The organism is Actinomyces sp. oral taxon 849 str. F0330 (assembly GCF_000239715.1).
Classification (GTDB): domain Bacteria; phylum Actinomycetota; class Actinomycetes; order Actinomycetales; family Actinomycetaceae; genus Actinomyces; species Actinomyces johnsonii.
In genome coordinates this window covers 54,979-80,340 of record NZ_JH470352.1, presented here as the reverse complement: position 1 = coordinate 80,340, position 25,362 = coordinate 54,979, and the positions used below count along the sequence as shown (strand labels likewise).

Annotated in this window: 22 protein-coding genes and 2 tRNA genes; 13 read left to right on the top strand and 11 right to left on the bottom strand. The window is 68.0% G+C overall.

Going from position 1 to position 25,362, the window contains the following annotated elements; genetic code table 11:
• Positions 1-6 precede the first annotated feature (6 nt).
• The 9 genes from HMPREF0975_RS07760 to HMPREF0975_RS07720 all read right to left on the bottom strand — a co-directional run bounded on the left by HMPREF0975_RS07760 (position 7) and on the right by HMPREF0975_RS07720 (position 11,750).
• A complete protein-coding gene (locus tag HMPREF0975_RS07760) occupies positions 7-1,512 on the bottom strand; it encodes a sensor histidine kinase (RefSeq protein ID WP_021608590.1) in 1,506 nt (501 codons plus the stop codon).
• A gap of 86 nt (positions 1,513-1,598) precedes the next feature.
• Positions 1,599-2,924, bottom strand: coding sequence for a UDP-glucose dehydrogenase family protein (locus HMPREF0975_RS07755; protein ID WP_009233593.1), 1,326 nt, complete (start codon positions 2,922-2,924; stop codon positions 1,599-1,601).
• Positions 2,921-3,991, bottom strand: coding sequence for a phosphotransferase (locus HMPREF0975_RS07750; RefSeq protein ID WP_156808221.1), 1,071 nt, complete (start codon positions 3,989-3,991; stop codon positions 2,921-2,923). The genes HMPREF0975_RS07755 and HMPREF0975_RS07750 overlap by 4 nt, the downstream gene beginning before the upstream one ends.
• Positions 3,992-3,996: 5 nt before the next feature.
• The gene (locus HMPREF0975_RS07745; protein ID WP_009233591.1) at positions 3,997-5,268 is read right to left on the bottom strand and encodes a phosphotransferase; all 1,272 of its coding nucleotides are present in this window, start codon (positions 5,266-5,268) and stop codon (positions 3,997-3,999) included.
• A complete protein-coding gene (locus HMPREF0975_RS07740) occupies positions 5,265-7,040 on the bottom strand; it encodes an ABC transporter ATP-binding protein (RefSeq protein WP_009233590.1) in 1,776 nt (591 codons plus the stop codon). The genes HMPREF0975_RS07745 and HMPREF0975_RS07740 overlap by 4 nt, the downstream gene beginning before the upstream one ends.
• A gap of 47 nt (positions 7,041-7,087) precedes the next feature.
• Positions 7,088-8,263 carry a glycosyltransferase family 4 protein gene (locus HMPREF0975_RS07735; RefSeq protein ID WP_009233589.1) on the bottom strand — a complete coding sequence of 392 codons (1,176 nt, stop codon included), beginning with the start codon at positions 8,261-8,263 and terminating at the stop codon, positions 7,088-7,090.
• Positions 8,263-9,570, bottom strand: coding sequence for a glycosyltransferase (locus HMPREF0975_RS07730; protein WP_009233588.1), 1,308 nt, complete (start codon positions 9,568-9,570; stop codon positions 8,263-8,265). The genes HMPREF0975_RS07735 and HMPREF0975_RS07730 overlap by 1 nt, the downstream gene beginning before the upstream one ends.
• Entirely contained in the window at positions 9,567-10,862 is a 1,296-nt protein-coding gene (locus HMPREF0975_RS07725) for a glycosyltransferase family protein (RefSeq protein ID WP_009233587.1), read from the bottom strand. Before HMPREF0975_RS07725 ends, HMPREF0975_RS07730 begins: the two co-directional genes overlap by 4 nt.
• A 111-nt stretch (positions 10,863-10,973) precedes the next feature.
• Positions 10,974-11,750, bottom strand: a complete 777-nt coding sequence (locus HMPREF0975_RS07720) for a DeoR/GlpR family DNA-binding transcription regulator (protein ID WP_009233586.1) — start codon at positions 11,748-11,750, stop codon at positions 10,974-10,976.
• A gap of 336 nt (positions 11,751-12,086) precedes the next feature.
• Here HMPREF0975_RS07720 and HMPREF0975_RS07715 point away from each other — a divergent pair, with 336 nt between their 5' ends.
• The 9 genes from HMPREF0975_RS07715 to HMPREF0975_RS07675 all read left to right on the top strand — a co-directional run bounded on the left by HMPREF0975_RS07715 (position 12,087) and on the right by HMPREF0975_RS07675 (position 18,776).
• Entirely contained in the window at positions 12,087-13,136 is a 1,050-nt protein-coding gene (locus tag HMPREF0975_RS07715; RefSeq protein WP_009233585.1) for an ROK family protein, read from the top strand.
• Between the two features lie 177 nt (positions 13,137-13,313).
• Positions 13,314-13,997 (top strand): nicotinate-nucleotide adenylyltransferase, encoded by a 684-nt coding sequence (nadD, locus tag HMPREF0975_RS07710; RefSeq protein ID WP_009233584.1) that lies wholly within the window; start codon positions 13,314-13,316, stop codon positions 13,995-13,997.
• Entirely contained in the window at positions 13,987-15,627 is a 1,641-nt protein-coding gene (locus HMPREF0975_RS07705) for a hypothetical protein (protein ID WP_009233583.1), read from the top strand. Before nadD ends, HMPREF0975_RS07705 begins: the two co-directional genes overlap by 11 nt.
• Positions 15,628-15,693: 66 nt before the next feature.
• Positions 15,694-16,113: a ribosome silencing factor gene (gene rsfS, locus HMPREF0975_RS07700; protein ID WP_009233582.1), complete on the top strand. Its 420-nt coding sequence runs from the start codon at positions 15,694-15,696 to the stop codon at positions 16,111-16,113.
• Positions 16,110-16,751, top strand: a complete 642-nt coding sequence (locus HMPREF0975_RS07695) for a histidine phosphatase family protein (protein WP_009233581.1) — start codon at positions 16,110-16,112, stop codon at positions 16,749-16,751. Before rsfS ends, HMPREF0975_RS07695 begins: the two co-directional genes overlap by 4 nt.
• 93 nt (positions 16,752-16,844) lie before the next feature.
• Positions 16,845-16,917: transfer RNA gene (locus HMPREF0975_RS07690), tRNA-Ala, on the top strand.
• A 40-nt stretch (positions 16,918-16,957) separates the two neighbouring features.
• A tRNA-Ala gene (locus HMPREF0975_RS07685) sits at positions 16,958-17,030 on the top strand.
• An 83-nt stretch (positions 17,031-17,113) separates the two neighbouring features.
• The gene (locus HMPREF0975_RS07680) at positions 17,114-17,761 is read left to right on the top strand and encodes a MarC family protein (RefSeq protein ID WP_009233580.1); all 648 of its coding nucleotides are present in this window, start codon (positions 17,114-17,116) and stop codon (positions 17,759-17,761) included.
• 127 nt (positions 17,762-17,888) lie between these two features.
• The gene (locus tag HMPREF0975_RS07675) at positions 17,889-18,776 is read left to right on the top strand and encodes a hypothetical protein (RefSeq protein WP_009233579.1); all 888 of its coding nucleotides are present in this window, start codon (positions 17,889-17,891) and stop codon (positions 18,774-18,776) included.
• A gap of 119 nt (positions 18,777-18,895) precedes the next feature.
• Here the strand turns inward: HMPREF0975_RS07675 and HMPREF0975_RS07670 are convergent, their stop codons facing one another.
• The gene (locus HMPREF0975_RS07670) at positions 18,896-19,174 is read right to left on the bottom strand and encodes a DUF1540 domain-containing protein (protein WP_003781261.1); all 279 of its coding nucleotides are present in this window, start codon (positions 19,172-19,174) and stop codon (positions 18,896-18,898) included.
• A gap of 379 nt (positions 19,175-19,553) precedes the next feature.
• The gene (deoD, locus tag HMPREF0975_RS07665; protein ID WP_009233578.1) at positions 19,554-20,276 is read right to left on the bottom strand and encodes a purine-nucleoside phosphorylase; all 723 of its coding nucleotides are present in this window, start codon (positions 20,274-20,276) and stop codon (positions 19,554-19,556) included.
• 233 nt (positions 20,277-20,509) lie between these two features.
• Between deoD and HMPREF0975_RS07660 the strand changes: the two genes are divergently transcribed.
• The 4 genes from HMPREF0975_RS07660 (at position 20,510) to HMPREF0975_RS07650 (ending at position 25,282) form a co-directional block, all read left to right on the top strand.
• Positions 20,510-22,084, top strand: coding sequence for a sodium-dependent transporter (locus HMPREF0975_RS07660; protein ID WP_009233577.1), 1,575 nt, complete (start codon positions 20,510-20,512; stop codon positions 22,082-22,084).
• A gap of 1 nt (position 22,085) precedes the next feature.
• Positions 22,086-22,259: a methionine/alanine import family NSS transporter small subunit gene (locus HMPREF0975_RS14835; RefSeq protein WP_009233576.1), complete on the top strand. Its 174-nt coding sequence runs from the start codon at positions 22,086-22,088 to the stop codon at positions 22,257-22,259.
• A 96-nt stretch (positions 22,260-22,355) separates the two neighbouring features.
• A complete protein-coding gene (locus HMPREF0975_RS07655; RefSeq protein WP_009233575.1) occupies positions 22,356-23,213 on the top strand; it encodes an HAD hydrolase family protein in 858 nt (285 codons plus the stop codon).
• A gap of 8 nt (positions 23,214-23,221) precedes the next feature.
• Positions 23,222-25,282: a metallophosphoesterase family protein gene (locus HMPREF0975_RS07650; RefSeq protein WP_009233574.1), complete on the top strand. Its 2,061-nt coding sequence runs from the start codon at positions 23,222-23,224 to the stop codon at positions 25,280-25,282.
• Positions 25,283-25,362 lie beyond the last annotated feature (80 nt).

Below are 25,362 nucleotides of genomic sequence, written 5' to 3'. Positions count from 1 at the left end.
GGTGAGTCACTCCTTGGACGCTGTCGGGGATTGTTCAGGGGATGAGGCACCGGCGTTCTCCGAGGCCGATGTCTCGGAAGAGGACGGTGCAGGGGACGTCTCCAGAGGGATCGCCATGGTGAACACCGATCCCTGGCCCACCTGGGAGCGTATGTCCAATCGTCCTCCGTGCGCTGCGACGATCGTCTCCACGATACTCAGTCCCAGTCCTGTTCCCGAGGCCATCTCCTGGGCGTTGGCGGTGCGTTTGAACCGTTGGCGCACCACTTCGATCTCCTCGGCGGCGATCCCGATGCCCTCGTCGCCCGCCCACATCCGCAGGTGTCCGTCCCGCACTGCCGAGCCCAGGCGGACGGTGCTGCAGTGCTCGGAGTACTTCACGGCATTGGCCACCAGCTGGAGCCAGGCCTGGGTGATTCGGGTGGGGTCGATCATGGCCCGGGTGAAGGCCACCGATTCCAGCTGCCAGCGGCGCTCGCCCAGGGCGAGGGACTTGTCGAAGACCAGCTCGGTGAGCTCGGCGACGTCGGTGTCCACCGGGGTGATGAAGTCGGTCTGGGAGCTCTTGGCCAGCAGGATCAGATCATCGATGAGCACTCCCATCCGGTCGAGCTCGTCAATGGCCAGCAGCTGGGTCTGGCGCACGTCTCCGGGGTCAGCGGGGTCGGTGAGCTCAAGGTGCCCGCGGACCACGGCGATGGGGGTACGAAGCTCGTGGCCGACGTCGTCGAGCAAGTTGCGCTGAGCCTCCACCGCGGTCTGGACCCGGTCCAGCATCCGGTTGACGGCTGCGGCCAGGGCGGTCAGGTCGTCTCGGCCCTTGACCGGAACCCGGGTGGTCAGGTCCTCCTCGCCGATGGATTCGGTGGCGCGCCGCAGCTGCTCGATGGGACGCAGGAGCCGCTCGACGCCGAACCAGGCCAGGCCGGTCACCAGGGCGACGGTGAAGACGGCCGCCGCGGTGTAGAAGGCCATAGTGCGCTGAAGCTGGGACTCGGCGACCTTGAGGTCGATGACATGCACGAGCGCCCCGTGTTGGGAGCCGCCCTGGACCGGGACGATGAGAACCCGGTAGTTCGATGAGGGGGTGCGTACCGTCTCGATGACCGACTCCGAGGCGGCGGCCTGGGAGGTTACCCGCTTGAGCAGGTCGGTGTCCTCCTCCGGGCGGAAGGAGACGTTGTCGGAGGAGACCCAGGTCAGCTCCGTGTCGGAGCTGGTCCCTACGAATCCGAGCTCGGCCTCACCGGGCCCCTCCGCGGTGCGCTGGATGTGGACGCGGAGCACCGCCGAGACGTCCTCCAAGGGTTGGCCGCTGGAGGGATCCGTTCCGTCCGCAGCCAGCTCGCGGATCCGGTCTCGACTGTGCTCGAGTCGATTCGTGGCGTCGGCCGACACGCTGGTGTGCCCCAGCGCCCACACAATCGCTCCGCAGGTGATGAGCGCGATACTCGCCACCAGCACGATCGCCCACATGACGCGGGTACCGATGGTGATGGTACGGGTGGGCATGAGAGAGGTCACGCCGTCATTGTGCCCGGACTCACCGGTCTCCGTCCGGCGAGTCCGGGCTCGGGCGGAGCCACCAGCGGTAGTGCTCAGCGTCCCACTCCTGCGTAGGTCCACCCGGCCTGGCTCCAGGCCGCCGGGTCCAGGGCGTTGCGTCCGTCGATGATGACGCAGTCGGCGACCCCGGTGGCGGCGTCGGCGGGGTCGAGGGTCACGAACTGGTCCCACTCTGTCAGCAGCAGCACGAGCTCGGCCCCCTTGAGCGCGGCACGGGGGTCCTCCTCCACTGTGAGATGGGGATGGGACCGGGCGACGACGGGCAGGGCCTGCGGGTCGCAGACGGTGACCTCCGCCCCGAGGTCGGCCAGGCGCGAAGCGACGTCCAGGGCGGGGGAGTCGCGCACGTCGTCGCTCAGGGGCTTGAAGGCGGCTCCGAGGACGGTGATCGCCTTGCCGGAAAGGCCGCCTCCCACGTGGGCGCGGGCCTGCTCGACAATCCGGTCGCGCTGCTCGCGGTTGATGGAGTCGACCCGTCCCAGCAGATCCGCCAGGTGCGCGGCCCCGTGCAGGTCGGCGCTGGCGCGCAGCGCCCGGATGTCCTTGGGCAGGCAGCCTCCGCCGAACCCAACTCCGGCCTGGAGGAAGCGCCTGCCGATGCGCGGGTCGTGACCGATGGCATCGGCCAGGACGGTCACGTCGGCGCCGGCCGTGTCGCATAGGTGGGCCATGGCGTTGATGAAACTGATTTTGGTGGCCAGGAAGGAGTTCGCTGCGGTCTTGACCAGTTCGGCGGTGGGGTAGTCGGTGACGATCAGAGGGATCCCCTCCTCCAGTAAGGGCTGGTAGACGGCGTCGAGAGCGGCCTGGGCCTCCTGGGCGTCGCGGGAGTCGGCGGGCATCCCGTAGACGATGCGGTCGGGGTGGAGGGTATCGGCTACGGCGAAGCCCTCGCGCAGGAACTCGGGGTTCCACAGCACTAGGGCGCGGCCGGCCAGGCGCTCGGCCACCTGCTGGGCGGTGCCGACCGGGACGGTCGACTTGCCCACCACGAGGCTGCGCCCGCCCTTGGGCAGGGCGTCATGGAGCATGTCGACCACGCTCCACAACTGGCTCAGATCCGCCTCACTGCCGGTGGCGGACTGCGGGGTGCCCACAGCGATGAAGTGGACATCGGCCTCGACCAGCTCCGCCGCCGTTGGCGCAGAGGTGAAGCGCAGGTCACCCTGCTGGGCGCCGGTGACCAGCAGCTCGGGCAGGCCCGGTTCGTAGAAGGGGGCGCGGCCCTGGGAGAGGGCCTCGACCTGCTCGGTCCGGGTGTCGATTCCCAGGACGTGGTGTCCCAGGTGGGCCATGGCGGCGGCGTGGACGGCGCCGAGATATCCGCAGCCGATGACAGTGAGCTTGAGCGGGGTCATGAGTTGTTCCAATCGTCGCTGAGGTTGAGGGGGGCGAAAGGCGAGGCGTGCCCCAGGCAGTGACGTACCCAGGCGGGCAGCCACTGGTGGGCAGCGGGTCGGAAGGCGTGGACGAAGACGAGTCGCAGTGCCGAAGAGCGGTAGTAGGTCTCCAGACGCTCCGCCGTCGTGGGCAGCGTGCGGGCCATGTTGTCGAGCAGCCCGCGGACCTGTGCGTGGGCCTCGGGACCGAGCCAGCCCCGAAGTGCCATGAGGTCCGCGTGGGCCCAGAGGTTGCCCAGGTCGAGGGCCGCCTCGGCCATGGCCGCGGTGTCCAGATCCAGCAGGGACAGGCCGATTCCGTCCCACAGGAGCTGGCCGTCGTGGAGGTCGCGGTGGGCGATGACGTGCACCCCGTCGTCCTCCCGCAGGCTCAGGCAGGTGTCCACCACCTGCTCGTGCAGGAGAGTCGGTTGGTCGATGACGCCGTAGCGTTGGGCGGAAGCGAACCATCGGCGCAGCACCTCGGCCTCCTGACGTGGCCCGTGGACGGGCAGGTCCGCCTCGCCGTGGGCCAGGTGGGCCCAGGAGTCCGCCAAGTGCCTCCACGCGGGCAGACCGGCGTCGCCGAGCGCGCCCAGGCTGCGGCCGGGCAGCAGCTCGAAGTCGACGACGTCGTCAATGCTGTCGCCGCTATTCAGGATCCGGGGGGTGCGCAGGCCGGTGACCCTCAGGACCGAGGCGGCCGTCGCGTGCGCTCGCACCAGGGCTGCGGCCCGGTGCGGCCGCACGATCTTGCGGACCCGCGTCTCCTCCATCACCACGGCACGGCGGCCAGCGCGGTGGACGACGAGCGTTCCGGTCAGGCGCGCGGATAGGGCCGGCAGGGCCGGGTCAGTGGCATAGGGCAGTAGGTCGGGAGCCGCTCCGACGGTGACGTGCCCGGCGCGCAGACGGCGCTCGCCGTCGACGCACTCGATGCTCACGCTCGTGGAGCCCGAGTCCCGGTGCTCGGGCCAGGCACGGCGCAGCCCTGGAATCGCGTGCAGCGTGCTCAGCACGCCGTTCATCTCTGGTTTCTGTGTCATCTCAGTCATCTGTGTCGTAGTTGAGACTTCTGTCGTGCCCAGGCGGTCTCCTTCTCAGGTGACCGGGCGATGTTCTCAATGGCGGCCAGTTCCATTCCGATGCGCTCACGCCAGGACGGATCGGCCCGGCGCAGAGGATCGGCCAGCCGTGCCAGGCGCGAGTGGGCGATCGCCACCCCCAGTTGTTCGGCATCGGGCGCCGGTCGGTGCTCGGCGTAGCCTTCCAACAGGGCGCGCCCCTGGGAGGCCGGAGCCACCGCGAGGTAGGAGCCCAGATCGGTGACTGCCGGCGCTAGGCGCACCCGGTCGAAGTCGGTCAGCCAGATCCGCCCGGAGGAGCGCTCGTACAGCACCTGGTCGGGGGAGGCGTCGCCGTGGGTGAGGGCCGGCTCGCCCGACAGCCGAGTGGGCAGCATGTCGCCCACCGCCCGCACGCTGCGGGCCAGCTCGGGGTCCAGGACATCGAACTGACGGGCGTGAACCTCGGCCAGGTCCCGAGGATCGGGATGCCGGTGGGGCAGCCGGTTGACGAGGTCCGGCTTCAGCGCTTCTGCGCAGGAGTGCAGCTCGGCCAGCAGCGCCCCCACGCGCTGCGTGGCATCGGCTGCGGATTCGGTTGCGACCTCGGATGTGGCGTGTTCAGCAGCACTCTTCTCGGAGAGCTCGGCCACGTTCGTATCGCCGCACCATTGCTGGAGACTGACGTGCCCCTCGCAGCGGGCCACGGCCTCGGAGTCGAGCAGACGCGGGACCGGGAGGAACTCGGACAGGGCGCGATGGACGTCGTCGGCCGGGCTGCCGGCCTGAGCACGCATCCGCAGCACCGTGGAGCCGTCCCGCAGCACGAGACGCCGTGAGGGGTTGTAGCGTAGGACGTCCCCGGCCTCCCAAGATCTCAGCACCCCCTGGCGGGCGGCGTCCGCCATCGGCCCGGCCAGCTTGGGGTCGGTGTGAACCGGACCGCTCTGCAGCAGCAGGTCGCCGCCTGCGGCCCGGGTGATCGGAGCCTGGTCGAGCCCCAGGGAGGTGGCCAGGCGCTCGGCCTGGGCGGCCTTGGAGTGCGAGACCGGCCAGAGCAGCCGCGCCCACCCGGACGTGAGCCCGGTGGAGCGCTCCGTCAAGGACATCAGGACCGAGACGTTCGGCTTGATACGCAGCCGGCCTGCCCGCACTGGTTGGCCGAGGAGCTCACTGAGCCGGTCGGCATCGAGAACTGCGGAGACGGCGTCGGCTGTGGTCACTGTTGTGGTCGCTGCGGAGATCGCGGGTGGGTTCACGATCCGCTCCCCTCCAGGGCGAAGAAGTCCGACAGGTGGCTGTTCGCCCACCGGCGGAACTCGTCCGAGGTGTCCATGAGGTGCTGAGGACTCCCCTCCAGGCGGATCCGCCCGTCCTGGATCCACACCACCCGGTCGACGCGCATAGCAGCTTGCGGATCGTGGGTGACGGTCAGGGTCGTGCGTCCGGCCACCAGCCCGTCGATCGCCTCGAGCACCGCCGACGTCGAGGCCGGGTCCAACCCGGTGGTCGCCTCGTCCAGGATGACGATCGGCGAGTCGCGCAGCAGTGCCCGGGCGATGGCGATGCGCTGACGCTGGCCCCCGGAGAGGGTGCCGCCCCGCTCGCCCACGGCCGTGTCGTAGCCGTCGGGCATCTGGGTGATGAAATCGTGGGCGTGGGCCGCGCGCGCGGCCGCCTCTACCTCATCGTCGGAGGCGTCGGGCCGCCCCAGGCGGATGTTCTCGCGGATCGTGCCGGTCAGCAGCACCGCCTCCTGGTGCAGGACCGAGACCTGCGAGCGCAGGAACTTCAGGTCCAGCTCGTCCATGCTGTGCCCGTCGAGACTGACCGTGCCCGACGTCGGATCCAGGGCCCGCACCACCAGGGACACCAGAGTGGACTTGCCTGAGCCCGATGGTCCCACGAGCGCCACGTGCTCACCGGGAACCACCGTCAGGCTCACACCGTGAAGCACCTGCCGGCCCTCGTAGGCGGCATGCACGTGGTCGAAGTGGACCATGCCGCGAACCGGGTCCAGCACGGTGGCGTCGCGAGGCGAGACGATCTCGGGCTCGACCGCCATGAGGTCGGACACCCGCTCGCCCGATGCCGCCGCCCGGGCGATGCGGCCGGTGTACTTGGCCATGTCCCGAAGCGGCTTCATGGTGGTGCGCAGGTAGGTCGTGAAGAGCACGAGGTCTCCCGGAGACATGGCGCCGTTCAGGACCCGGATGCCCCCGCCGACCATGACCACGGCCGTGGCCACGCCGACGATGACGTCCGTGGAACGCTCCAGGCGCGCGGCGATGCGGCGTGAACGCACTCCCTCGCTCAGGGAGACCGTGTTGGCACCCGTGAAACGCTCGTGCAGCAGGGGCTCCAGACCGTAGGCCTGGACCACCTTGATGGCGCCGAGCGCCTCCTGGGCCGTGTTTGCCAGGTTCCCCTCCGACTTGCGGCTGCGCAGGGAGGCCGCGGAGATCCGCCGAGAGTTGCCGGAGGAAGCGATTGCGAAAGCCGCCACTGCCATGACCACGATCGTGGCCAGCAATGGGTCCAGGAACACCATGACCACGACCATGACCAGCAGGGTCAAAGTGTTGGCGGCCATTGGCAGGCCGGCGGTGACCGCCACCTCCTGCATGCGGTTGACGTCGGCAATGAGCCGCTGAACCGTGTCCGCGCTGCGGTTGCGGGCGTGGAACTGCTGGGAGAGTCCCTGGACGTGGTGGAAGGCCCGGCTGCGCAGAGAGGCCGCCGTACGTGAGCCCACCAGTGCGAAGGCCACGGTGGCCAGGTAGTTGCACAGCGCCCGCCCGGCCACGATCACCAGCAGGGCGATACCGAGCCCCACCAGGGAGGAGACCGTGGCGGGGGCGCTACCCGTGTGCCGGCCCAGAGCCGCCACCAGCGAGTCGATGGCGATCTTCAGCGGCCAGGGCTCCAGCACCCGGAAGATCACCTCCGCCAGGAGCACCGCCGTGCCCCCGGCCATGAGGCGCCACTGCGGAGCAGCATCGGGCCCCACCAGGCGCAGGGTCTGGCGCATGGGGGAGCGGTGCTCCCGGGGTGCGCGCCGAAGCACAGGCGCACCCATCACCGCTCACCACCCTGAGCGAGGCCTGCCAGCTCCAGGATCCGGGCGACGGTCCGATGCCAGGAGTGGCGCTCCTCGGCCAGAAGGCGCCCGCTGCGGCCCATGCAGGCGCGCCGATCCGGGCATGCCGCCAGATCATCCAGGGCTGCGGCCAGGGCCGTGGGGTCCGAGGGAGCCGCGAGCATACCGTGCCGGCCAGAACCGCCCTCAAGCAGCTGGGGAATCTGCCCGACGTCGGAGGCCACGACCGCGAGCCCCGCGGCCAGGTACTCCAGAACCTTCATGGGGGAGAAGTACTGCTGCTCGCCCCCACCCAGGTTCGGGTAAGGGGCCACTCCGATCGCCGAGCCCGCCAGGTGGGTGGGAATGTCCTGCGGCGCGACCGCCCCACGGAAGTCCACCTCCACCCCGAGGCGCCCGGCCTGAGCACGCAGCGAGTCCATCTCGGGGCCGTCCCCGATGATCCGCAGGCTCCAGCTCTGGCGCGCCAGGGCCGCCGCCGTGATGAGGTCGGCCACCCCGTGCCAGGGCTTGAGGGTCCCCACGAAGGTGACGACCACCCGGTCCGGGTCCTCCGGCTGGGGCTGGATACGGCGTACGCTCACACCGTTGGGAACCGTGTGGATCCTGCTGGCGACATCGCCCGCACCGGTATCGGACAGGTCGGCGGTGCGACGACGCACCCAGTCGGCCACCGGATCCGAGACGCACACCGTGGCCCGGGCGGCCGCCACCTGGCGGCGCAGCACCTGCGCCGCACCGGAGGCGTCCACCAGCGAGCGGTGACGACGCTGCTCATCGATCAGCGGAGCATTGACCTCCAGGATTCCGGGAACCCCGGTGGCGGCCGTGATGTCGGTAAGCGCCGTGGAGAACAGGGAGTAGCGCTCGTAGACCAGGTCGACGCCGTCGGCGATCACCCGGGAGACGATCCGCTCCGCGGCGTGCGCCTGCGCCTGCTCCCGCTCAGCGGGCTCGACGTCGGCGACGGCCTCCAGGTGCAGCTCGAGGTCGGTGAGGTCGTCGGGAATGTGCTTGCCGGAGCGCACGGCGTACAGGGCCACCTCATGGCCGATGGACCGCAGTTCGCGGACCACCTCCTGGATGTGCACCGAGGCGCCCTTGGTCCCGAACACCGGGATACCCGGGTCGCAGCAGATGTAGGCGATCCGCATCAGGCGGCTCCTTCCCGATCGGCCAGGCACACGGTGGGAGCGGTGGGAGCGGGACGGGGACTCGTCTGCCAAGCGGCCAGGACCTCGGCCTGGGCGCGGGAGTCGAAGTGCTCCTCGATCAGTGACCGCGCCCCACGGGACAGGGAGACGGTGTCGACCTCGCCCAGCGCGATCCTGCGCAGGGCAACTGCCAGTTCGGTCGGGTCTCCCGGCGGCAGCAGGAGCCCGGTGATACCGTCGCGAACCACCTCCGGCAGCCCCGAGACCGCCGTGGCCACCACCGGCGTCCCGCAGGCCATCGCCTCCAGGATCACCGTGGGAAGACCGTCGATATTGCCATCGGCCGCCTCGATGCAGGGCGCTGCGAAGACGTCCGAGCGCGCCAACAGATCACGCACCTCCGCCTGCGTGAGCGGACCCAGGAGGCGGATCCGGTCCGCCAGGCCCAGGCGGTCGATCTGCGCGGCCAGGCGCTCGCGCTCCTCACCGTCACCGGCCAGCTCGACCTCGACGTCGACACCGGAGCTCACCAGGATCCGCACCGCCTCGATCAGGTCCGCGAAGCCCTTCTTGGGAACCAGGCGCCCGACGGCGCACACCTGTAGTGGCCGTGAGTTCCCGGCCGGCACGGGCAGCGGAGCGCGATAGGAGAAGCGGTCGAGCTCGATGGCGTTGTAGCGCAGCGACACCGTGGCCCCCGTGCCCGCCAGTACCGTCCTCAGGTGCTCCTTGTTGTACCGGCTGATGGCGATAACCCGCTGCGCGTCGGCGCAGATCCGGCGCAGCCACACGGGATCCACCGACTCGTGGAAGATGTCCTTGGCATGGGTGGTCACGGTGTAGGGGATACCGGTCAGGGCCGAGGCGATCCATGCCACCCGGCCCGCCAGAGACGCGAAGTGCGCGTGCAGATGCGTAATGGAGTCCCTGCGCGCCTGACGTGCCAGCTCCACGCCCTGGGCCACCTCGTCACCGGGAAGGTCGGCCAGCACCGGCATGATGGCGGCGAAGCGCTCGCGGTCGTCCTGACGGGTCAGACCGTCGGTGAGCCGGCTCCACAGGTCGATGGCCCGTACTGGCCGGCCCACCCAGTTGACCCGGGCGGCCACCCGGGCGATCTCGGGGTGGAAGCGCGAGTCCGTGGTGGGGCGCAGCGCGTAGATACTCAGGTCCTCGCCCTGGGCCTCGCGGGCCAGGATCTCGGTGACGATGAAGGTCTCCGAGAAGCGCGGGTAGACCTTGAGGACGTATCCGATGCGGGCGCCGTTCTGATGAATGTCCTGGTGGTTGTCGACTGCGGGATTCATGCGGGGATCTCCATCCTGGTGAGGCTGGTGGTGCGGCTGTTGAGATGGCTGAGGCGGGTGTCGAGGACGTCGCCCCGGTCGCCGACGAGCTCGGCGGCGAGCAGGGGGACGGTTTCCAGACCGTCCAGGCGCAGACGACGTCGCCCCGCCAGCTGACTGCGAGCGCCGGCGTCCTGGTCACTCAGCAGCTCGGTGAGCCAGTCCTCGAGTGCTGCGGCACTCAGGTTCGCGACTCTTAGGAGGTCGATGGCGCCCGCATCCTTCAGAGCGGTGGCCCGGATGAACTGCTCGAGGCGAGGCGTCTCACGGGGGACGAGGAGAGCCGGGGTTTCGGAAGCGAGGATCTCGCTGACCGTGTTGTAGCCGCCCATCGAGATGACCGCTGCGGCCTGCCGGATGTGGTGGCTCATCCCCGGCCAGGACCGGCGCACGATGGTGTGGGGGCCGGCCGCCTGAGCGACCTGGTGGAACCGGGCGGCATCGAGCTGGGGGCCGGTGACCACGACGTGCCGATACCCGTCGGGGACACGTGCTGTGGCTGCGGCGCGCAGCAGGTGGACGCCGTCGGAGCCGCCACCGGCGGTGGTCAGGATGAAGGCGCCGGCAGCCTCGGCGTTACCGGCCAGGGCTTCTGACGCCTCGGAGCCGTGAGTGGTTTCCGCGGCATCGCGGCCATGGGCGAGGTAGCCGGTGTAGCGCATCCGCTCCTGAAGTGCCGTCGGAGCCTCGCCAGTAGCGTTCAGGTCATGGACCGAGGAATCCCCGTAGACCCAGACCTCGTCGATGAGTCGGCGCAGCGTGTCGGCCTCGCCGAGCTCCCCCCACTCGCGCTGCACGGTCGCAGGCGTGTCCAGGACCTCGCGCAGGCCGAGCACCACGCGCGCGCCGGGGTTCGCCTGGCGCAGACGTGCCAGGGGCTCGCGCAGCTCCTGGTGCACCCCGTAGGGGTGACGGTCGATGATGAGCAGGTCCGGGGTGAAGGTCGTCAGGACACCGGACAGCAGGGCGCTGCGGACCAGGCTCAGGTCCTCACGGGTGATACGCAGGCGCTGGGGCAGGTAGGTACCCTCGGCCTTCTTGACTCCCGGCAGCACCAGCCAGTCGAAGCCGTCGGGAAGCCGGTGTTCCTGTCCCGGAGCCAGCCCGGTGATGACCAGGCCGGTGACGTCGCGGCCGGTGAGCCCCGGCAATGCCCGGGCCAGGTGATGGGCCAGAGCAAGGTTGCGGCGAAGGTGCCCCAGCCCCTTGGCGTCGTGACTGTAGAGCGCCACCCGTAGGGGAACGGTTGTCATGGATCGTCTCTTCCCTTGGTGTCAGTTCAGGGTCGTTCTGAGACGATCCTGACCGGCCAGGAGAAGACGACGATTAAGGGCGGATGAGAAAGCTCTCAGGTTTCTCGGAGATTAGACCAGCTGTACCTCGGTGCCCGCCTGCCGCAGGGCTGCGACCTGGTCGGCGGAGGCGCCGTCATCGGTGATGACCAGGTCGATCTTGGAGATGGGGCAGATGAGTGCGAAGGCGGTGGTACCGAGCTTGGAGCTGTCGCACACGGCGACGACGCGATGGGCTGCGTCGACCAGGGCGGCATTGACGGCGGCCTCGCCGTCGTGCTGAGCGTAGGCCCCCCGCTCATCGATGCCCTCGACACCCAGGAAGAGCGTGCCCACGCTGATCGAGGGCAGGATGAGTTCGGCCAGCGGGCCGGTGAGCTCGAAGGACCGGGGCCGTGCGATCCCGCCGGTGACGACGACGCGCACGCACTGGCGCACGGTCATCTCGCTGGCGATGTTGACGGCGTTGGTGACCAGAGTGACCGGAATGTCCGGATCGGTCAGGTCCGGCAGGAGCACGACCTCACGGGCTACTTCGGTGGTCGTGGTTCCGCCGTTGAGGCCGATGGAATCGCCCGGCTGCACCATGGCGGCCGCCGCCCTGGCGATCCGGGTCTTCTCATCGGCCATCCTCGAGGTGCGGTAGCGCAGCGGCGGTTCGGTGGATGTGGGGTTGGCGATCGCGCCGCCGCGGGTGCGGGTGACCAGCTGCTGGTCCGCCAGGTGGTCGAGATCGCGTCGCGCGGTCGCCGCCGAGACGCCCAGACGCGCGATGATGTCGTCGATATGGACACTGCCCTCGTCCATGACGATATCGAGGATGGCCGAATGGCGATCATGCCGAGACATCTCGATCCTCCTGGAGCTCGAGGGGCGGTCCGGGGCCGGGGAGTGGGCCGGGCGGCGCTGGAGCACGACACGTGATTTGTGGATCAACTACTTGCCTTATCCTGGTGACCGTGCGGCAGGTAGTTCGGTGTGCTGGAGCCAGCATAGATCAGGAATGGTCTTAGTCGCTCGCTGAGAGCGACACATGGCGATGCGAACCTTGCTACTGTCGTCGACATCAATCACGCCAACGTGTGGGGCGGTGGCCCCGTGGCGGCATTGCGGTGGTCCCTCGTCCGGTCACCGCAGGCGTCACGGTCCGTGCACTGCCGCTCCTCCCCTGAGAACAGAGAACACATGGGACATCCCGCTGACTTATCCGAGTGCTCCCGCCCCAAGGGGCGAGCCGTTGCGCTGGGGGTCGACGTCGGTGCCGATGGCATGACCGCTGTCGTATCCGATGGCCGGGGGCGCGTCGTCCGCTCCCTGGAACGACCTGTACCGGAGGACTGCCGCTCGGACGGTCGCCGGCTGGCCGAGGAGATCGGCGGGGCCGTCGCCTCTTTATGCGCCAGTGCTGTTGACGAGCTCGCGGACGAGGGGAAGGACCGGACCGCGCAGGCGCCCGCGTTGATCGTCGGGGTCTGCGTGCCGGGTGTCGTCGATGAGGACAGGGGACAGATTTGCCGCAGTGCCGCCCTGGGGCTGCAGGACGTCCCACTGGCGAGCCATGTCAGTCGGTTCCTGCCGGTGCCGGCTGAGTCCGCCAAGGTGTTGCTCTATCAGGATGCTCGTTGCGGTGCCTGGGCCGAGAGCCGGTGGGGGGCAGGTGGAGCGAGCTGCCTTTACCTGTCCATCGGAAAGAGCATCGCCTCCGCCGTTCTGCTCGATGGCGTCCCGGCGCCGGGTGGGGACCGGGCCGGCCAGGTCGGTCAGGTCCTGGTCTCCGATCCCGACTGGAGCGGCGAGAGGGCCCGATTGGAGGATGTCGCCTCGGTTGACGCGATGGTGGGGCGTTACACGGCGGGCATCGTCGATGACTCTGCGGCCTCTTTGAACAGCTCCGATGGATTCTCCACCGGGGGCACAGGCTTCTCCGCCTCGGGGCTCGAGTCGCTTCTCAGCGCGATGCGGTCCGGGGACCGGGAGGCGCGCCGCGTCTGGGATACGGGCCTGGACGCCTTGGCCGATCTCATCGCCCGTGGTGCCGGTCTGCTCGGTCCGCTCGACGTCGTCGTCAGCTCAGAACTGACTCGGGCGGGGGAGGCTGTCTTCCTGGAGCCATTGCGCGGGCGGGTGGCCGACCTCATGGCCGGCCTGTCGGCGCCGAGTCTTCTACCGGCTCGGCTTGGAAAGACAGGCTCTGCGCTGGGCGCTTCCGGGCGAGCTCTAGAGGACTGGCAGTAACCTGATAATATTCTGGGTGTTACCTTGAGTCTCTGCGCCGTTGGCTGACAACTCGCTTATGGCGTTGCGGAGACCCACAATGGGTGCAGGCCGTGGCAGTATGTTCGCCAACTGCAGTCGTCCGTACCGGTTGAGGAGAACCAGCGTGTCCCCCAGGAGAGAAGCGAGGCGCAGCGCGTGACCCAGTCTGCTCGTCCGCTTCGCATCGGCATCATGGGTGGAACCTTTGATCCGATCCACCACGGGCACCTCGTTGCGGCCAGTGAGGTTCAGGACGTCTTCGCCCTCGACGAGGTCATCTTCGTACCCACTTGGGCGCAACCCTTCAAGAAGGAGCGCAGGGTCTCTCCGGCAGAGCACCGTTACCTCATGACGGTTATTGCAACGGCCTCCAATCCGAGGTTCACGGTCTCCCGGGTCGACATCGACCGGGGAGGTACGACGTACACGATCGACACCCTTCATGACATCGCGGCCGAGTATCCGGGCGCGGAGCTGTACTTCATCACCGGTGCGGACGCCCTGGCACAGATCCTCACCTGGAAGGACAGTGAGGAGATCTTCGACCTGGCTCATCTGGTAGGGGTCACGCGCCCCGGGCACGTTCTGAATGACTCGGGGGTGCCCCATGACCGGATCTCACTGGTGGAGGTGCCGGCCATGGCGATTTCATCGACGGATTGCCGCCAGCGAGTCGGGCAAGGAGCTCCGGTGTGGTACCTCGTTCCCGATGGTGTCGTGCAGTACATACGCAAGTACGGGCTTTATCGTATGGCCTTGCGGTCGGCGTCGGCGACGTCGATGACGGCGAGAGTGGCCCGCGAGCAGTCCCTGAGGAAGGAGAACGACGGTGAGCACTGAGCAGACCGGCGTCAATGCCCCCACGTCCGAGGAGCCGACGCAGGATGAGCACGCTCCGCGCGGCAGTCGTCGTGCGATCCGGCAGGCGGAGCGCGCCGCCGAGCGGGAGGCCATCCTGACCGGGCAGCAGCCGCTCCTGACCCGACGCGAGATGAGACGCCTGCGCGAGGAGGCCAAGGCCCTCAGAGCGGCAGTCGAGGCCGGCGAGATCACCCCAGAGCAGGCCCAGGCTCTCCAGGATCCTCTTGCCGACCCTGCATCGGTCGCCCCCCGTTCCTCCGCCCAGTCGGGTGCCGATGCCGAGACCGGGTTGGAAGAATCGGCCGAGTTCCCCGCCGTGGACGATGACGGGGCCGCCTACCTCGACCAGGGTGGGCAGAACCCGCCTCTCAACCTGTCCGTTCCCGAGGGCCCGTCCGCGTCCGCTCCGAGCTGGCGCTCGCTGTCTGCGGCGGAGGCCGTGGCGATCTCCGAGATCGAGACGGGTCTCATGGAGGCGGTCGATCTGCCGGTAGCGACCCTGGACTACGACGCCCAATGGGCCGCGGACGCCGACTCCGAGCCGGCGCCGGTACCCACTCGCTTCTCGCTCAAGGAGCGCCTTGAGGGCGGTCCCGTCTCTGAGACCGGCCAACAGGAGGCCCTTGAGCCCCAGGCCCCCGTCGAAGAGGCCGACGCCGAGGAGCTCGCGACCGGCCCCTACGACTACCGGGAGGGCTTCGCTCCGACGACTCAGGACGATGGGGCGGCTTCCTCCCAGCCCTCCTCGCAGTCGGCGGAGGCCGTCCCTGCCGTCTCCACCTCGGCTTCCGGCGCCGCCGACTTCGCTGCCTTCGGACAGGCCGGAGGCACGCAGTCCACCGAGTCCGCCCGCAGCGGCCTGAGCGCAGGGTCGGCTTCCTCGACCGGCTCAGTGCGACGTCCGATTGTGCGCATTCCCGCTGCTGCGCAAGGAGTGCGTACCGTCAACGTCTCCACGGGCGAGCTCAGCTCGATCCAGCCCGTGGACAGTTCCTCGTCCGCCCAGGACGCGGCGGATGTTCAGGAGACCTACGGCATCGCGCCCATCGAGGAGCCGATGGCGCAGGAGAGCGTCGCGGTCGACGTCGATGCGCAGACCACGATGCCCTCAGCGCAGCCGCAGCAGGATGCCGAGTTCGGTACGGTCGGTACTCCGCAGTGGAAGTCGCTGCACCAGTCCTCTCAGGCGGACAGCTTCCAGGAGACGATCGTGACCGGGGTGGCTGCAACCTCCGATGTCGCGTCCTCGGAAGCGGTCAGCCCCTATGCCTTCTACTCCGACGAGGCCGAGAACAGCAACGGCCCGATCGGTGGCTCGGAGTGGGACTCGGTGGCGGCGCCTGTTGCCGAGGGTCCCGAGGAGCCGTACCTTGCTCCCGTCAACGAGGTGACCGGTCGGGTGCCTACCCCGGACCACGTCCTGCCGGTGGAGCGGCCCGGCTCCTCCTCCCGCACCGGCAAGATACTCATGGCCGCGCTCATCGTCGTTGTTGTGCTGCTCATCATCCTGGTCATCGTCTGGCTGTTCGTCAGCGGCAGGCTTGGCGCCAGTTCCAGTGCCATGAGCGCCGCCATCGGGGCGGGGGAGTGGATTCGGCAGCTCGTATGAGGGCGGCGCGCGAGGTACAGTCTCCGCTGCCGCATGATGCTTGACTGACCGCCCCGAAGGAGATCCGTGCCCGCTACCGAACACGCCGCCGACCTGACTCTAGCCGCTGCTCGCGCTGCGGCCGATAAGAAGGCTGCGCACCTCACGGCCATCGACGTCTCCGAGCGACTCGGCCTGACCGATGTCTTCCTGCTGGCCTCCGGCTCGAACGACCGTCACGTCCACGCCATCGTCGACGCGGTCGACGAGGCCATGCAGCGCGCCGGGGCCAAGCGTCGGACTCGGGAGGGTTTCGCCGATGCCCACTGGGTACTCGTGGACTACGGTGATGTCGTCGTCCATGTTCTGCAGAACGAGGACCGGGAGTTCTACTCGCTGGAGCGCCTGTGGAAGGACTGCCCCGTCATCGAGCTGCCGGAGGACCTGACAGCACCGGATCGTCGGGTCGACGACGAGGAAGGCGGCGAGAAGGGCGCCGTCTCATGACCGACCTCATCCTGTGGCGACATGGTCAGACCGACTACAACCTTCAAGGACGCATCCAGGGGCGGGTCGATATCCCCCTCAACGGCACCGGCCGTGAGCAGGCCCGGCGCGCAGCCGACAGCATCGCGGTGCTTAAGCCCACGCGGATCGTCTCCTCGCCACTGGTGCGGGCACGGGCCACCGCCGAGACGCTGGCGTCGCTGATCGGGCAGAGTGTTGAGGTCGATTCTGCCCTGGCGGAGAAGTCCTTCGGCGACTGGGAGGGACTCAAAGCGGACGACATTAAGGCGCAGTGGCCTGAGCACTACGCCACCTGGCGCGCCGGTGGCGATCTTCCCCAGTTCCGGATCGAGGGGCGTCGCGAGACCGCCGAGCGAGTGGGCGAGGCACTCAAGGCCTTCGTCGCAGGGGCCGGCGAGGATGACGTCGTCGTAGCAGTCTCCCACGGAGCAGCCACCAATTTGGGGGCGACCTATCTGCTGGGCATGGACCCTCAACAGTGGTTCGGCCTGCGCGGCATGAGCAACTGCTGCTATGCGCTCATGCGCACCAACAGACGGCCTCCGGGCTGGTCCGTGGTGTCTTGGAATGCTGGTCCCCCGGTGGACCCGAGCCCATTGGGCAAGATTCTTGGGTAATCGGGTGAGGTAGTACACGCGCCACGGATTTGCCCTGGCGGTGCCGGTATCCATACAGTTGTCCGCGTCGCCGCACGCGAGCGACGTCCGAACGGGGCTATGGCGCAGTTGGTAGCGCGCTTCCATGGCATGGAAGAGGTCGGGGGTTCGAATCCCCCTAGCTCCACGAACCGCTCGGACTCTTCTCCGGGTGGGGCACCCACACCGGGGCTATGGCGCAGTTGGTAGCGCGCTTCCATGGCATGGAAGAGGTCGGGGGTTCGAATCCCCCTAGCTCCACAAGTCTTCAGCAACAGGCCCTGCCGTCAGGCGAGGGCCGTTTTGTTTCTCTGCTCTGCCGGCGTGTGCGGCACAATGCGGATATGGCTATCGCTGTGCTGGTCAAGGCCCTAGGGGCCTTCTTCGCGATCATGAACCCCTTCGTCAACCTGCCCCTGTTCCTGAGTCTCACCCAGGATCAGGATGCCGCGACCCAGCGGCGCACGGCGGTTCGCACAACGATCTCCTCCACCGTCATGTGTGCCGTTGTCCTGCTCCTCGGTGCGACAATCCTGAGATTCTTCGACATCGGCGTCGACGACTTCCGGATCGCAGGCGGAATCGTCCTGCTCATTATCTCCCTGTCCATGCTCAACGGCAGTGGATCCAGCGCCCACGAGGGAAGCACGCAGGAGAAGGAGCAGCACGACGCCGTTGCCGGTAACGGAAACGACGTCGCCTTCTACCCCATGACCTTTCCCATCCTCGTGGGGCCGGGAACGATCGCGACCATCATCGTCATCCAGTCCCAGGCTCGGGGGCTGGGCGGGCATGCGGCTGTTGCGGCTGCGCTGGCAGCCGTCCTCGTGACGCTCGGGATCGTTCTCTACTTCTCCGCCAGCATCGGTGCACGTCTGTCCATGACGATGCGCACCATCATGACCCGTCTCATGGGCATGATCCTGGCCTCGATCGCGGTACAGATGATCGTCGTCGGGATCCAGCACCTCTTCCCCGGGCTGGCTCGCTGAGACGCGCTCCACGTGTGGGTTTCCCCGAGGAACTGGCTCCTCGGGGAGTCTGAGGGTAGCCTCACCTTCAGATGTTGTCGGGGGCGCCCCGCTCCCACGTGCAGCAACATTGCAGGAAGGTAATCGTGTGACGTCTGTTCAGGTTCCCGACATCATGCAGCGCGCCAGGCGCATGGCCAGGCGTCTCCTGACCGGCAGTGGAAGCGCCGCGGTGACGGCCTACCGCATCGACCCCTCCGCGCCCGCCGCCTTCGTCGCTCACGCTATGCGGGCCGACGGCCGGATCCTCGTGGCGGCCTGCCCGTCGGAAGGTACTCCGCTGGCCATCGCTCCCGACGACGTCGCCGTCGATGTCCGGCTCGACGTCACTCTCGATGCCGCCGAGCCCGGTGTTCGTATCACGGCCGCCACGGCCCACCTGCTGGGCAACCTGACCTGGGTCAATGGCGAGGACCGTGCCCTCGTCCTGTCCTCTTCGCGGACTCCCGCCTGCCACTGCGCCATCGTCGGCGAGGATCCGCTCGAGCGGGTCCGAGAGATCGCCTCGGGTCCCGGAGGGCGTCTGGGCGTCGTCGCCTGCGAACGCGTCATGCTCCACTGCGTCTCCGGTGTCTCCAGCCACGACATTGAGGAGATCCTCGACATCGCCTCCGCCGATGCCGGAGCCGTGCCATCCGCCTCTTGGAGCCCCCAGGAGGTCATGGATGCCCATGAGGCGGTCAGCGCGGTCGGCCAGTTGGGCCTGCGCGCCGTCTGCGAGGCCGTGCGAGAAGGGCAGATGGCCGGGTGGACCTGCTCCTCCCGCCCCGCTGTCGGCGTATGCCCTACGCTGTGGGACCGGACCCTGTGCGTCGACGTCGACGCCCACGGGGTGACACTCATGTCCATTACCGGGGAAGAGGTCTCCACACTGGTGGTCTCCTTCCCGGATGCCCTGGCTAGTGCCTCCGAGGTTGGGCCGGTCCTCGAAGGGCTGGCCTCCCAGGCTCTCCCGCAGCGCCTGGCCCGTCCCTGAGTGGCCTACCTCGGTTGCGGTTCTGAACGTTCCGGACACAGAGACCGGAACGGGGGATACCACCGCGCGGTGGTATCCCCCGTTCGGCCCCCAGCCGCTCGAGCTGGAGAGCCTTCCGGTCAGCGAACTTCGTAGGTCTTGCAGGAGGCGGTGTCGCCGCCGACGGTCACGGCCTCGGCCGTGCACATGAGGTCCTTGTTGTGGACGCACTCGAGGCGCTGGCAGGCGCCCACCTGCCCCTCGGCCACGGGTAGGCCGCCGCGGGCATCGAGGCTGATGAAAGTGTCGCAGGCCGGTGCGCCGTTGTCGCCGCCAACGGTGATGGCGAAAGCGGTACAGCCTCCGTTGTTGAAAGCGCAGGAGGTGGTGGTGCAGGAGGTGATCTTGGTGACGGACATGATGCTATTCCTTTCGAGCGGATGTGCGCTGCGGACATGAATAACGTAAATCCGTTCCCGCGCCCCGGCAACGAAGGGCAGCCTGGCCTGCTTTGCTCCGTGTCCATGAACGTTGGGATTCCAACGTTTTGGTGGTTCTCATCGGGCTGTTTCCGTCAGTGATGGGAGCTTGAAAAAATATGGGGTTGTGTGCCGTTAATTTTCGTTATTCCTCGCAGGTAAGGCACTCCTGAACCGGTGCGGTCAGGAATTCACCTACGCATGGAGGGTTCCATTCATGGGGTGAAGGCATGGTGGGTGCGAACCGTGCTCCGGTGAAGGGGCATCTGCGCTCCCCGAGCCGTCCAGGGCTCCGAGTGTCCCGTGGTCGGCGTGTGGATCAGCTGTGGGCGGCCGCCACGGCCAGGCGCAGGGAGTCGGCGAAGCGCGTCTCGCGCTCGGCGGCACTCATGTCGCCGGAGTGATCCAGCAGATGGTCGGAGACTGTCAGAACCGCCAGCGCCTGCTTGCCGTACTCGGCGGCGACGCCGTAGAGGGCGGCCGCCTCCATCTCCACGCCCAAGACTCCGTAGGCGGCCAGTGCCTCGGTCTGGCCTTGGGGGGTGAAGTAGAAGTGGTCGCGCGAGATGACGGTTCCCAGATGAACCGTTCCGTCCACGCCGGCCTGGGGGGTCAGTGAGGCCTCGTAGGCGGCTTGGGCCAGATGGAAGTCGGCGACCGCGGAGAAGTTGATCCCCGGAATGCGCAGCTGATTCATGGAGGAGTCCGTGTGGGCGCCGGTGGCCACGACGACGTCACCGACCTCGACCTTAGGCGAGATAGCGCCGATGGTGCCCACACGGATGATCCGTTCCACTCCGAACTGGCTGAACAGCTCGGTGGCGTAGATCGTGAAGGAGGGCTGGCCCATGCCTGAGCCCATGACGCTCAGCGGCTTGCCGTTGACGGTTCCGGTGAAGCCCAGCATCCCGCGCACGTCGGTGATCATGCGGGCGTCAGCCATGAGTATCTCGGCAATGCGCTGGGCGCGCCTGGGGTCGCCGGGCATGAGGACCGCGGGGGCGAAGTCACCTGGAGCTGCGGCGATGTGCGGGGTGGCCATGGGATTCCTCTCGAAAGGAGTGCTGAGTGCCGGGTGGAATTGCTTTCAGTGTGGCATAGATCGCGTGAGAAAGGGTGGAAGGTGGCTTCGCACATGCAGTCCACATGCTGGACATTGAGCGACACATCGTGGTCGCTAGAGCTAGCGTCCAACGACAAAAGAGCCTGCGACCATTCCGCAGGAGAAGGCGGCCGCCGGGTCGCCTTCGTTCATGAGATCACGGAAGGTTACTCATGACCCCCAGGACAGGGGAGAGCGAGTCTCTTCAAGCGCCCCCGCGTGAGCAGTGGAGCGGTCAGCTCGGCTTCCTCATGGCAGCCATCGGCTCGGCGATCGGGCTGGGCAACATTTGGCGCTTCCCCGGCGTGGCCTACGCCAACGGTGGTGGTGCTTTCATCGTCCCCTACGTCATTGCGTTGTTGGCGGCGGGACTGCCGATTCTCTTCCTCGATTATGCCCTGGGACACCGTTTCCGCGGCTCGCCGCCGGCGGTGTTCCGGCGCATGTCCACCAAGCTGGAGTGGCTGGGCTGGTTCCAGGTCTTCATCTGCTTCGTCATCATGACCTACTACGCGGTGGTGGTGGCCTGGTCCCTGCGCTACATGTTCTTCTCCTTCACCATCGCCTGGGGCGATGACGCGGGAGGCTTCTTCATGCACTACATCGGTGCCGACCAGCTCGAGACCGAGGTCAGCTACTCGCCGGCCGTCATCGCGGGCGTGGCCGTTCCGCTGCTGTTCGTGTGGGCCTTCGGCCTGGTGGTGACCGCACTGGGCGTTAGTGGCGGTGTGGAGAAGGCCAACAAGGTCTTCCTACCGTTGCTCGTGCTCATGTTTGCCGCCCTCGTGGTGCGGGCCCTCATGCTTCCCGGCGCGGGGGAGGGACTCAATGCCCTGTTCACCCCCAAGTGGTCCGCCCTGCTGGACTACAAGGTGTGGATGGCGGCACTCGGCCAGATCTTCTTCTCCCTGTCCGTGGGCTTCGGCATCATGCTCACCTACGCCTCCTACCTCCAGCGCCGCCGCTCCAACCTGGTGGGCACCGGCTTGGTGGCCGGCTTCGCCAACTCCTCCTTCGAGCTGTTCGCCGGCATCGGAGTCTTCGCCACCCTCGGCTTCATGGCGCACACCCAGGGCGTCGGTTTGAGCGATATGAAGATCACCGGACCCTCCCTGTCTTTCATTACCTTCCCCACGGTCATCGCTCAGATGCCCGGTGGCGCGTTGTTCGGAGTGCTCTTCTTCGCATCCTTCGCCATGGCGGGACTGACCTCCTTCATCTCCATCATCCAGGTGGTGGCCGCTGGCGTGGGGGAGAAGCTCGGTCTGGCTCCCAAACCTGCCTCGCTCGTCGTCGGCATTCCGGCCGCCGTCCTGTCCTTCGTCCTATTCGCCACCAGTTCTGGCCTGCCGGATCTCGACGTCGTCGACGCCTTCATCAACAACATCGGTGTGGTCGCCTCGGCCATCATCATGTGCGTGGCGGTGGTCTGGGGTCTGCGCCGCACTAGGCTGCTTCAGGATCATCTCAACGCCGTTTCCGAGTCGCGGATGATCGGTCTATGGTGGCGCGTCCTGGTCGGCGTGGTCGTCCCCGTCCTGCTGGGCTACATGTTCCTCCAGACCCTGTGGACCTATTTATCCGAGGGCTACGAGACCTACTCGAACGGCTTCGTCATGGTCTTCGGCTGGGGGATGCTCCTAATGGTGGCCCTGTGCACTGCCATCATGACCCTCATCCCCTGGAAGACTCCGGTGGATGAGTTCGAGCCCCTCGAGCTTGAGACCGATTCCAAGGAGGAGGGCTGAGATGACTGGAGTCGCTGTACTCATCATGCTTCTTGCCATCGTCATTATCTGGGGCGGCTTGGCGGTGTCCATCACCGCGCTCATCTCTCGCGGACGCCGGGAGGATCGTGATGCCCGGGCGGAGGCCTCGGCGCGGGCGCGTGAGCACATGCTCCACCCCGAGAAGGTTGACTGATCCGTCCCCGCCCACTGCTGTGAAGAGAGACCGACTCCACCACCCGTCTGGAGCCCGGTTCGGCCGGTTTCCAGGCGGGTGGGTCACAATACGCCTATGACTCAGACTGATGTGAGCCCGCAGGAGCTGCCCCGTCTGGTGGCCTTCGACCTCGATGACACGCTGGCGCCCTCGAAGTCGGCCATGCCGCCGGCGATGGCGACGGCACTGAGGCGGCTGCTCGATGTGGTCCCCGTCTGCATCATCTCCGGAGGACAGGTGGGGCAGTTCCGCGATCAGGTCCTGGCCCGTCTCGACGCCGACGCCGACGAGCTCTCCCGGCTCCACCTCATGCCCACCTGCGGTACGCGGTACTACACCTACGACTCCTCGCAGTCCGCCCGGGGCGGTGATGCCTGGAAATTGGTTTACGCCAACGACCTCACGCCCGAGCAGATCCGTACCGGCTTCGAGATCGTCGAGGCCCAGGCGCGCCGTCTCGGCCTGTGGGAGGAACGGACCTGGGGGGAGATCCTGGAGGACCGAGGCAGCCAGATCACCTTCTCGGCCCTCGGGCAGGACGCCCCTTTGGAGGCCAAACGCGCCTGGGACCCCACGGGGCAGAAGAAGGCCGCCCTGCGCGACGCCGTCGCCCCGCTCCTGCCGGAGCTGGAGGTCCGCTCTGGCGGCTCCACGAGCGTGGACATCACCCTCAAGGGGGTCGACAAGGCCTACGGCATGAGACGATTGGCCGAGGTCACCGGGATCGCGCTGGAGGAGATGCTCTTCATCGGCGACCGCCTGGACCCCGAGGGCAATGACTACCCGGTCAAGGCCCTCGGCGTTCCCTGCCAGGCCGTGGGCGGATGGCAGGACACCGTCACCTACGTCACCGCACTGGCGGGTCTCATCGCCTCCCAGGAGCACAACGGTGAGGACCACGCCACCAGGGTTTCTCTGGGCGCCCGTATCTGAGGTGGGCCGTGGCACGTACTGACACGGATGCCGGCACTGAAGCGGATACCAACGTCGATACTGGCACCGTCGGTCGCGCCGCCGACCTGTGGACCGGTGCGCTGACAGCCGCCCGTCGTTGCGGCGCCCTGGTGCTCACGGTGCTGCTGTCGGCGCGGACACGGTGGAGAAGACTGCGTTCCGGTACCCGCGCGGTGATCAGCACGGCGGCGATGATCCTGACCTCCAGCCTGGTCTCCCTCCTCCTGGGCCTGTCCACGGCGACGGCCTCAGCGCCGGTCGGCCCGCACGAGGCGACCTGGTCGACAACCCTCGACTCCACCGTCACGCTCGACCTCGGACCGCTGGGGACCGCTTCGATGCAGTCACCCGCAGGGCTCCTCGGCGTCAAGGTGGTTCTGGGAGAGATCCCCGGTGACCCGGCTCCCGATGCCGCCAACGCCGCCAGCGTGGGACAGTCGCTGTCATCCGACGCCGCCTCCTACCTCTCGCTGATCTCCCACCCGGGCCTGACGATCCGGCAGGGACTCTACGGCCTGGCGAGCGACGCCCTGCGCCGGGCCGGGGTTATCGAGGCGATCTTCCTGTGCTGTGTGGCCGCATGGAGCCTGGCGCCGACCAAGCCCCTGCGCGAGACGGTCCGCGCCGGAGCCTCGCACCGCTGGGCGGCGGCCGTGGCGGTTTCGGCGGTGGTGGCTGCTGTGGCCTCCCTACTGGTCCCGGCGATGCGTACCGCCACTGTGCACGGCTCCACCCTGTCGGCGTTGGAGGGGACCCCGATGGCCCGGGCCCGCTTCTCGGGGCGAATCGCCGACATCGTCACTGCCTACGGTCCCAAGGCGCGCTCCTTCGTGGAGGCCAACAAAGACTTCTACGCCAAGGCAGACACCAACTTGCGGGCCGCCTGGAAGAGCGCCGAGCAGACCGATGGCCTGGTGGACGTCACGGCCGCCGAAGGAAAGGTGGACACCGAGGATCTCCAGGCGCGGATCAAGGAGGCCTCCGCGAAGACGGTGGTGGAGGCCGAGCCCGCATCATCTGCATCACCGCAGGAGACCCCGCAGTCCACCGAGGGCGCCGCAGCCGCTGCAGCCGCCGCGACCACCGTGGCATCGTCGGCCCAGGCAACCCCTTCGACCACGGCTACGCCAACGACAGGAGCCCGCTCGGTTTCCGAGCGCGGCCGCAAGACGGCCGTGCTCACCACGGATTTGCACTGCAATCTCGACGTCATCGCCTTCTCCGGGGTTCTCGACCAGCTCTCCGACGCCGATATCCACATGGATGACGGGGATCTGACCATGACAGGCTCCGACCCGGAGCGGGTATGCGTCGATGCACTGACCCAGGCGGTCCCGAGTTCGACTGCAAAGGTCGCCACGGTTGGCAACCACGACTCCGATGCCACGGCCGCCCGCCTGCGCTCCCAGGGATGGACCGTCACCAACGGCTCGGTCCAGAAGGTCGCCGGGATCACCGTTCTGGGGGACGACGACGCCGACCGCACGACGGCGGCGGGCACCAAGCCGCGCAGCGGCGAGACCACCGAGCAGGTCGCCGCTCGTCTGGCCAAAGTCAGCTGCGGGCGCACGCCGGTCGACGTCATCCTCATCCATCAGCCGGCCACCTTCGACCCACTGATGAACGAGGGGTGCGCGCCGCTGCTCCTGGCCGGGCACGTCCACGCCGAGCGCGGCATGACGACGGCCATCAGCCCCCAGACCGGTAGACCCGTGAGCGGGATCATCTCCGGTGCCGGCAAGGGCGGCACCTCGCTCGGCTCGGTGACGGAGGACGCCTTCCTCCACGTCCTGTCCTTCGACTCCACCGGCGCACTTGTGTCCTGGCGTGCGGTCATCCTCCACCCCGACGCCTCGGTGACGGTGGGGGCCTGGCGGCCGGTTGCGGGCATCTCTCCGGGCCAGGAGACGGTGACGACGGCTTCGACGCCGGATCCGTCGGCATCGGTCAACCCGGAACAGACACCGGCCGAGGTGCCTGGGGAGGTACCGGCCGAGTCCGAGGAGGGAGCCGAGCCCCAGGACCAGGCCGATCTTTCGGACGGGTAGGGCGCGGGCCGCCCGTTGTGGCATACGCTCTCACCCTGATAGCCACATGACTCCCCGAAGAACTGATGACGCACCACTGG

Excerpts from the sequence above, each read along its gene's own strand:
- HMPREF0975_RS07760 (WP_021608590.1), bottom strand. The coding sequence starts at position 1,512 with ATGCCCACCCGTACCATCACCATCGGTACCCGCGTCATGTGGGCGATC.
- HMPREF0975_RS07755 (WP_009233593.1), bottom strand. The coding sequence starts at position 2,924 with ATGACCCCGCTCAAGCTCACTGTCATCGGCTGCGGATATCTCGGCGCC.
- HMPREF0975_RS07750 (WP_156808221.1), bottom strand. The coding sequence starts at position 3,991 with ATGACACAGAAACCAGAGATGAACGGCGTGCTGAGCACGCTGCACGCG.
- HMPREF0975_RS07740 (WP_009233590.1), bottom strand. The coding sequence starts at position 7,040 with ATGCGCCAGACCCTGCGCCTGGTGGGGCCCGATGCTGCTCCGCAGTGG.
- HMPREF0975_RS07735 (WP_009233589.1), bottom strand. The coding sequence starts at position 8,263 with ATGCGGATCGCCTACATCTGCTGCGACCCGGGTATCCCGGTGTTCGGG.
- HMPREF0975_RS07730 (WP_009233588.1), bottom strand. The coding sequence starts at position 9,570 with ATGAATCCCGCAGTCGACAACCACCAGGACATTCATCAGAACGGCGCC.
- HMPREF0975_RS07725 (WP_009233587.1), bottom strand. The coding sequence starts at position 10,862 with ATGACAACCGTTCCCCTACGGGTGGCGCTCTACAGTCACGACGCCAAG.
- HMPREF0975_RS07720 (WP_009233586.1), bottom strand. The coding sequence starts at position 11,750 with ATGTCTCGGCATGATCGCCATTCGGCCATCCTCGATATCGTCATGGAC.
- HMPREF0975_RS07715 (WP_009233585.1), top strand. The coding sequence starts at position 12,087 with ATGGGACATCCCGCTGACTTATCCGAGTGCTCCCGCCCCAAGGGGCGA.
- HMPREF0975_RS07695 (WP_009233581.1), top strand. The coding sequence starts at position 16,110 with ATGACCGACCTCATCCTGTGGCGACATGGTCAGACCGACTACAACCTT.
- HMPREF0975_RS07680 (WP_009233580.1), top strand. The coding sequence starts at position 17,114 with ATGGCTATCGCTGTGCTGGTCAAGGCCCTAGGGGCCTTCTTCGCGATC.
- HMPREF0975_RS07670 (WP_003781261.1), bottom strand. The coding sequence starts at position 19,174 with ATGTCCGTCACCAAGATCACCTCCTGCACCACCACCTCCTGCGCTTTC.
- deoD (WP_009233578.1), bottom strand. The coding sequence starts at position 20,276 with ATGGCCACCCCGCACATCGCCGCAGCTCCAGGTGACTTCGCCCCCGCG.
- HMPREF0975_RS07660 (WP_009233577.1), top strand. The coding sequence starts at position 20,510 with ATGACCCCCAGGACAGGGGAGAGCGAGTCTCTTCAAGCGCCCCCGCGT.
- HMPREF0975_RS14835 (WP_009233576.1), top strand. The coding sequence starts at position 22,086 with ATGACTGGAGTCGCTGTACTCATCATGCTTCTTGCCATCGTCATTATC.
- HMPREF0975_RS07655 (WP_009233575.1), top strand. The coding sequence starts at position 22,356 with ATGACTCAGACTGATGTGAGCCCGCAGGAGCTGCCCCGTCTGGTGGCC.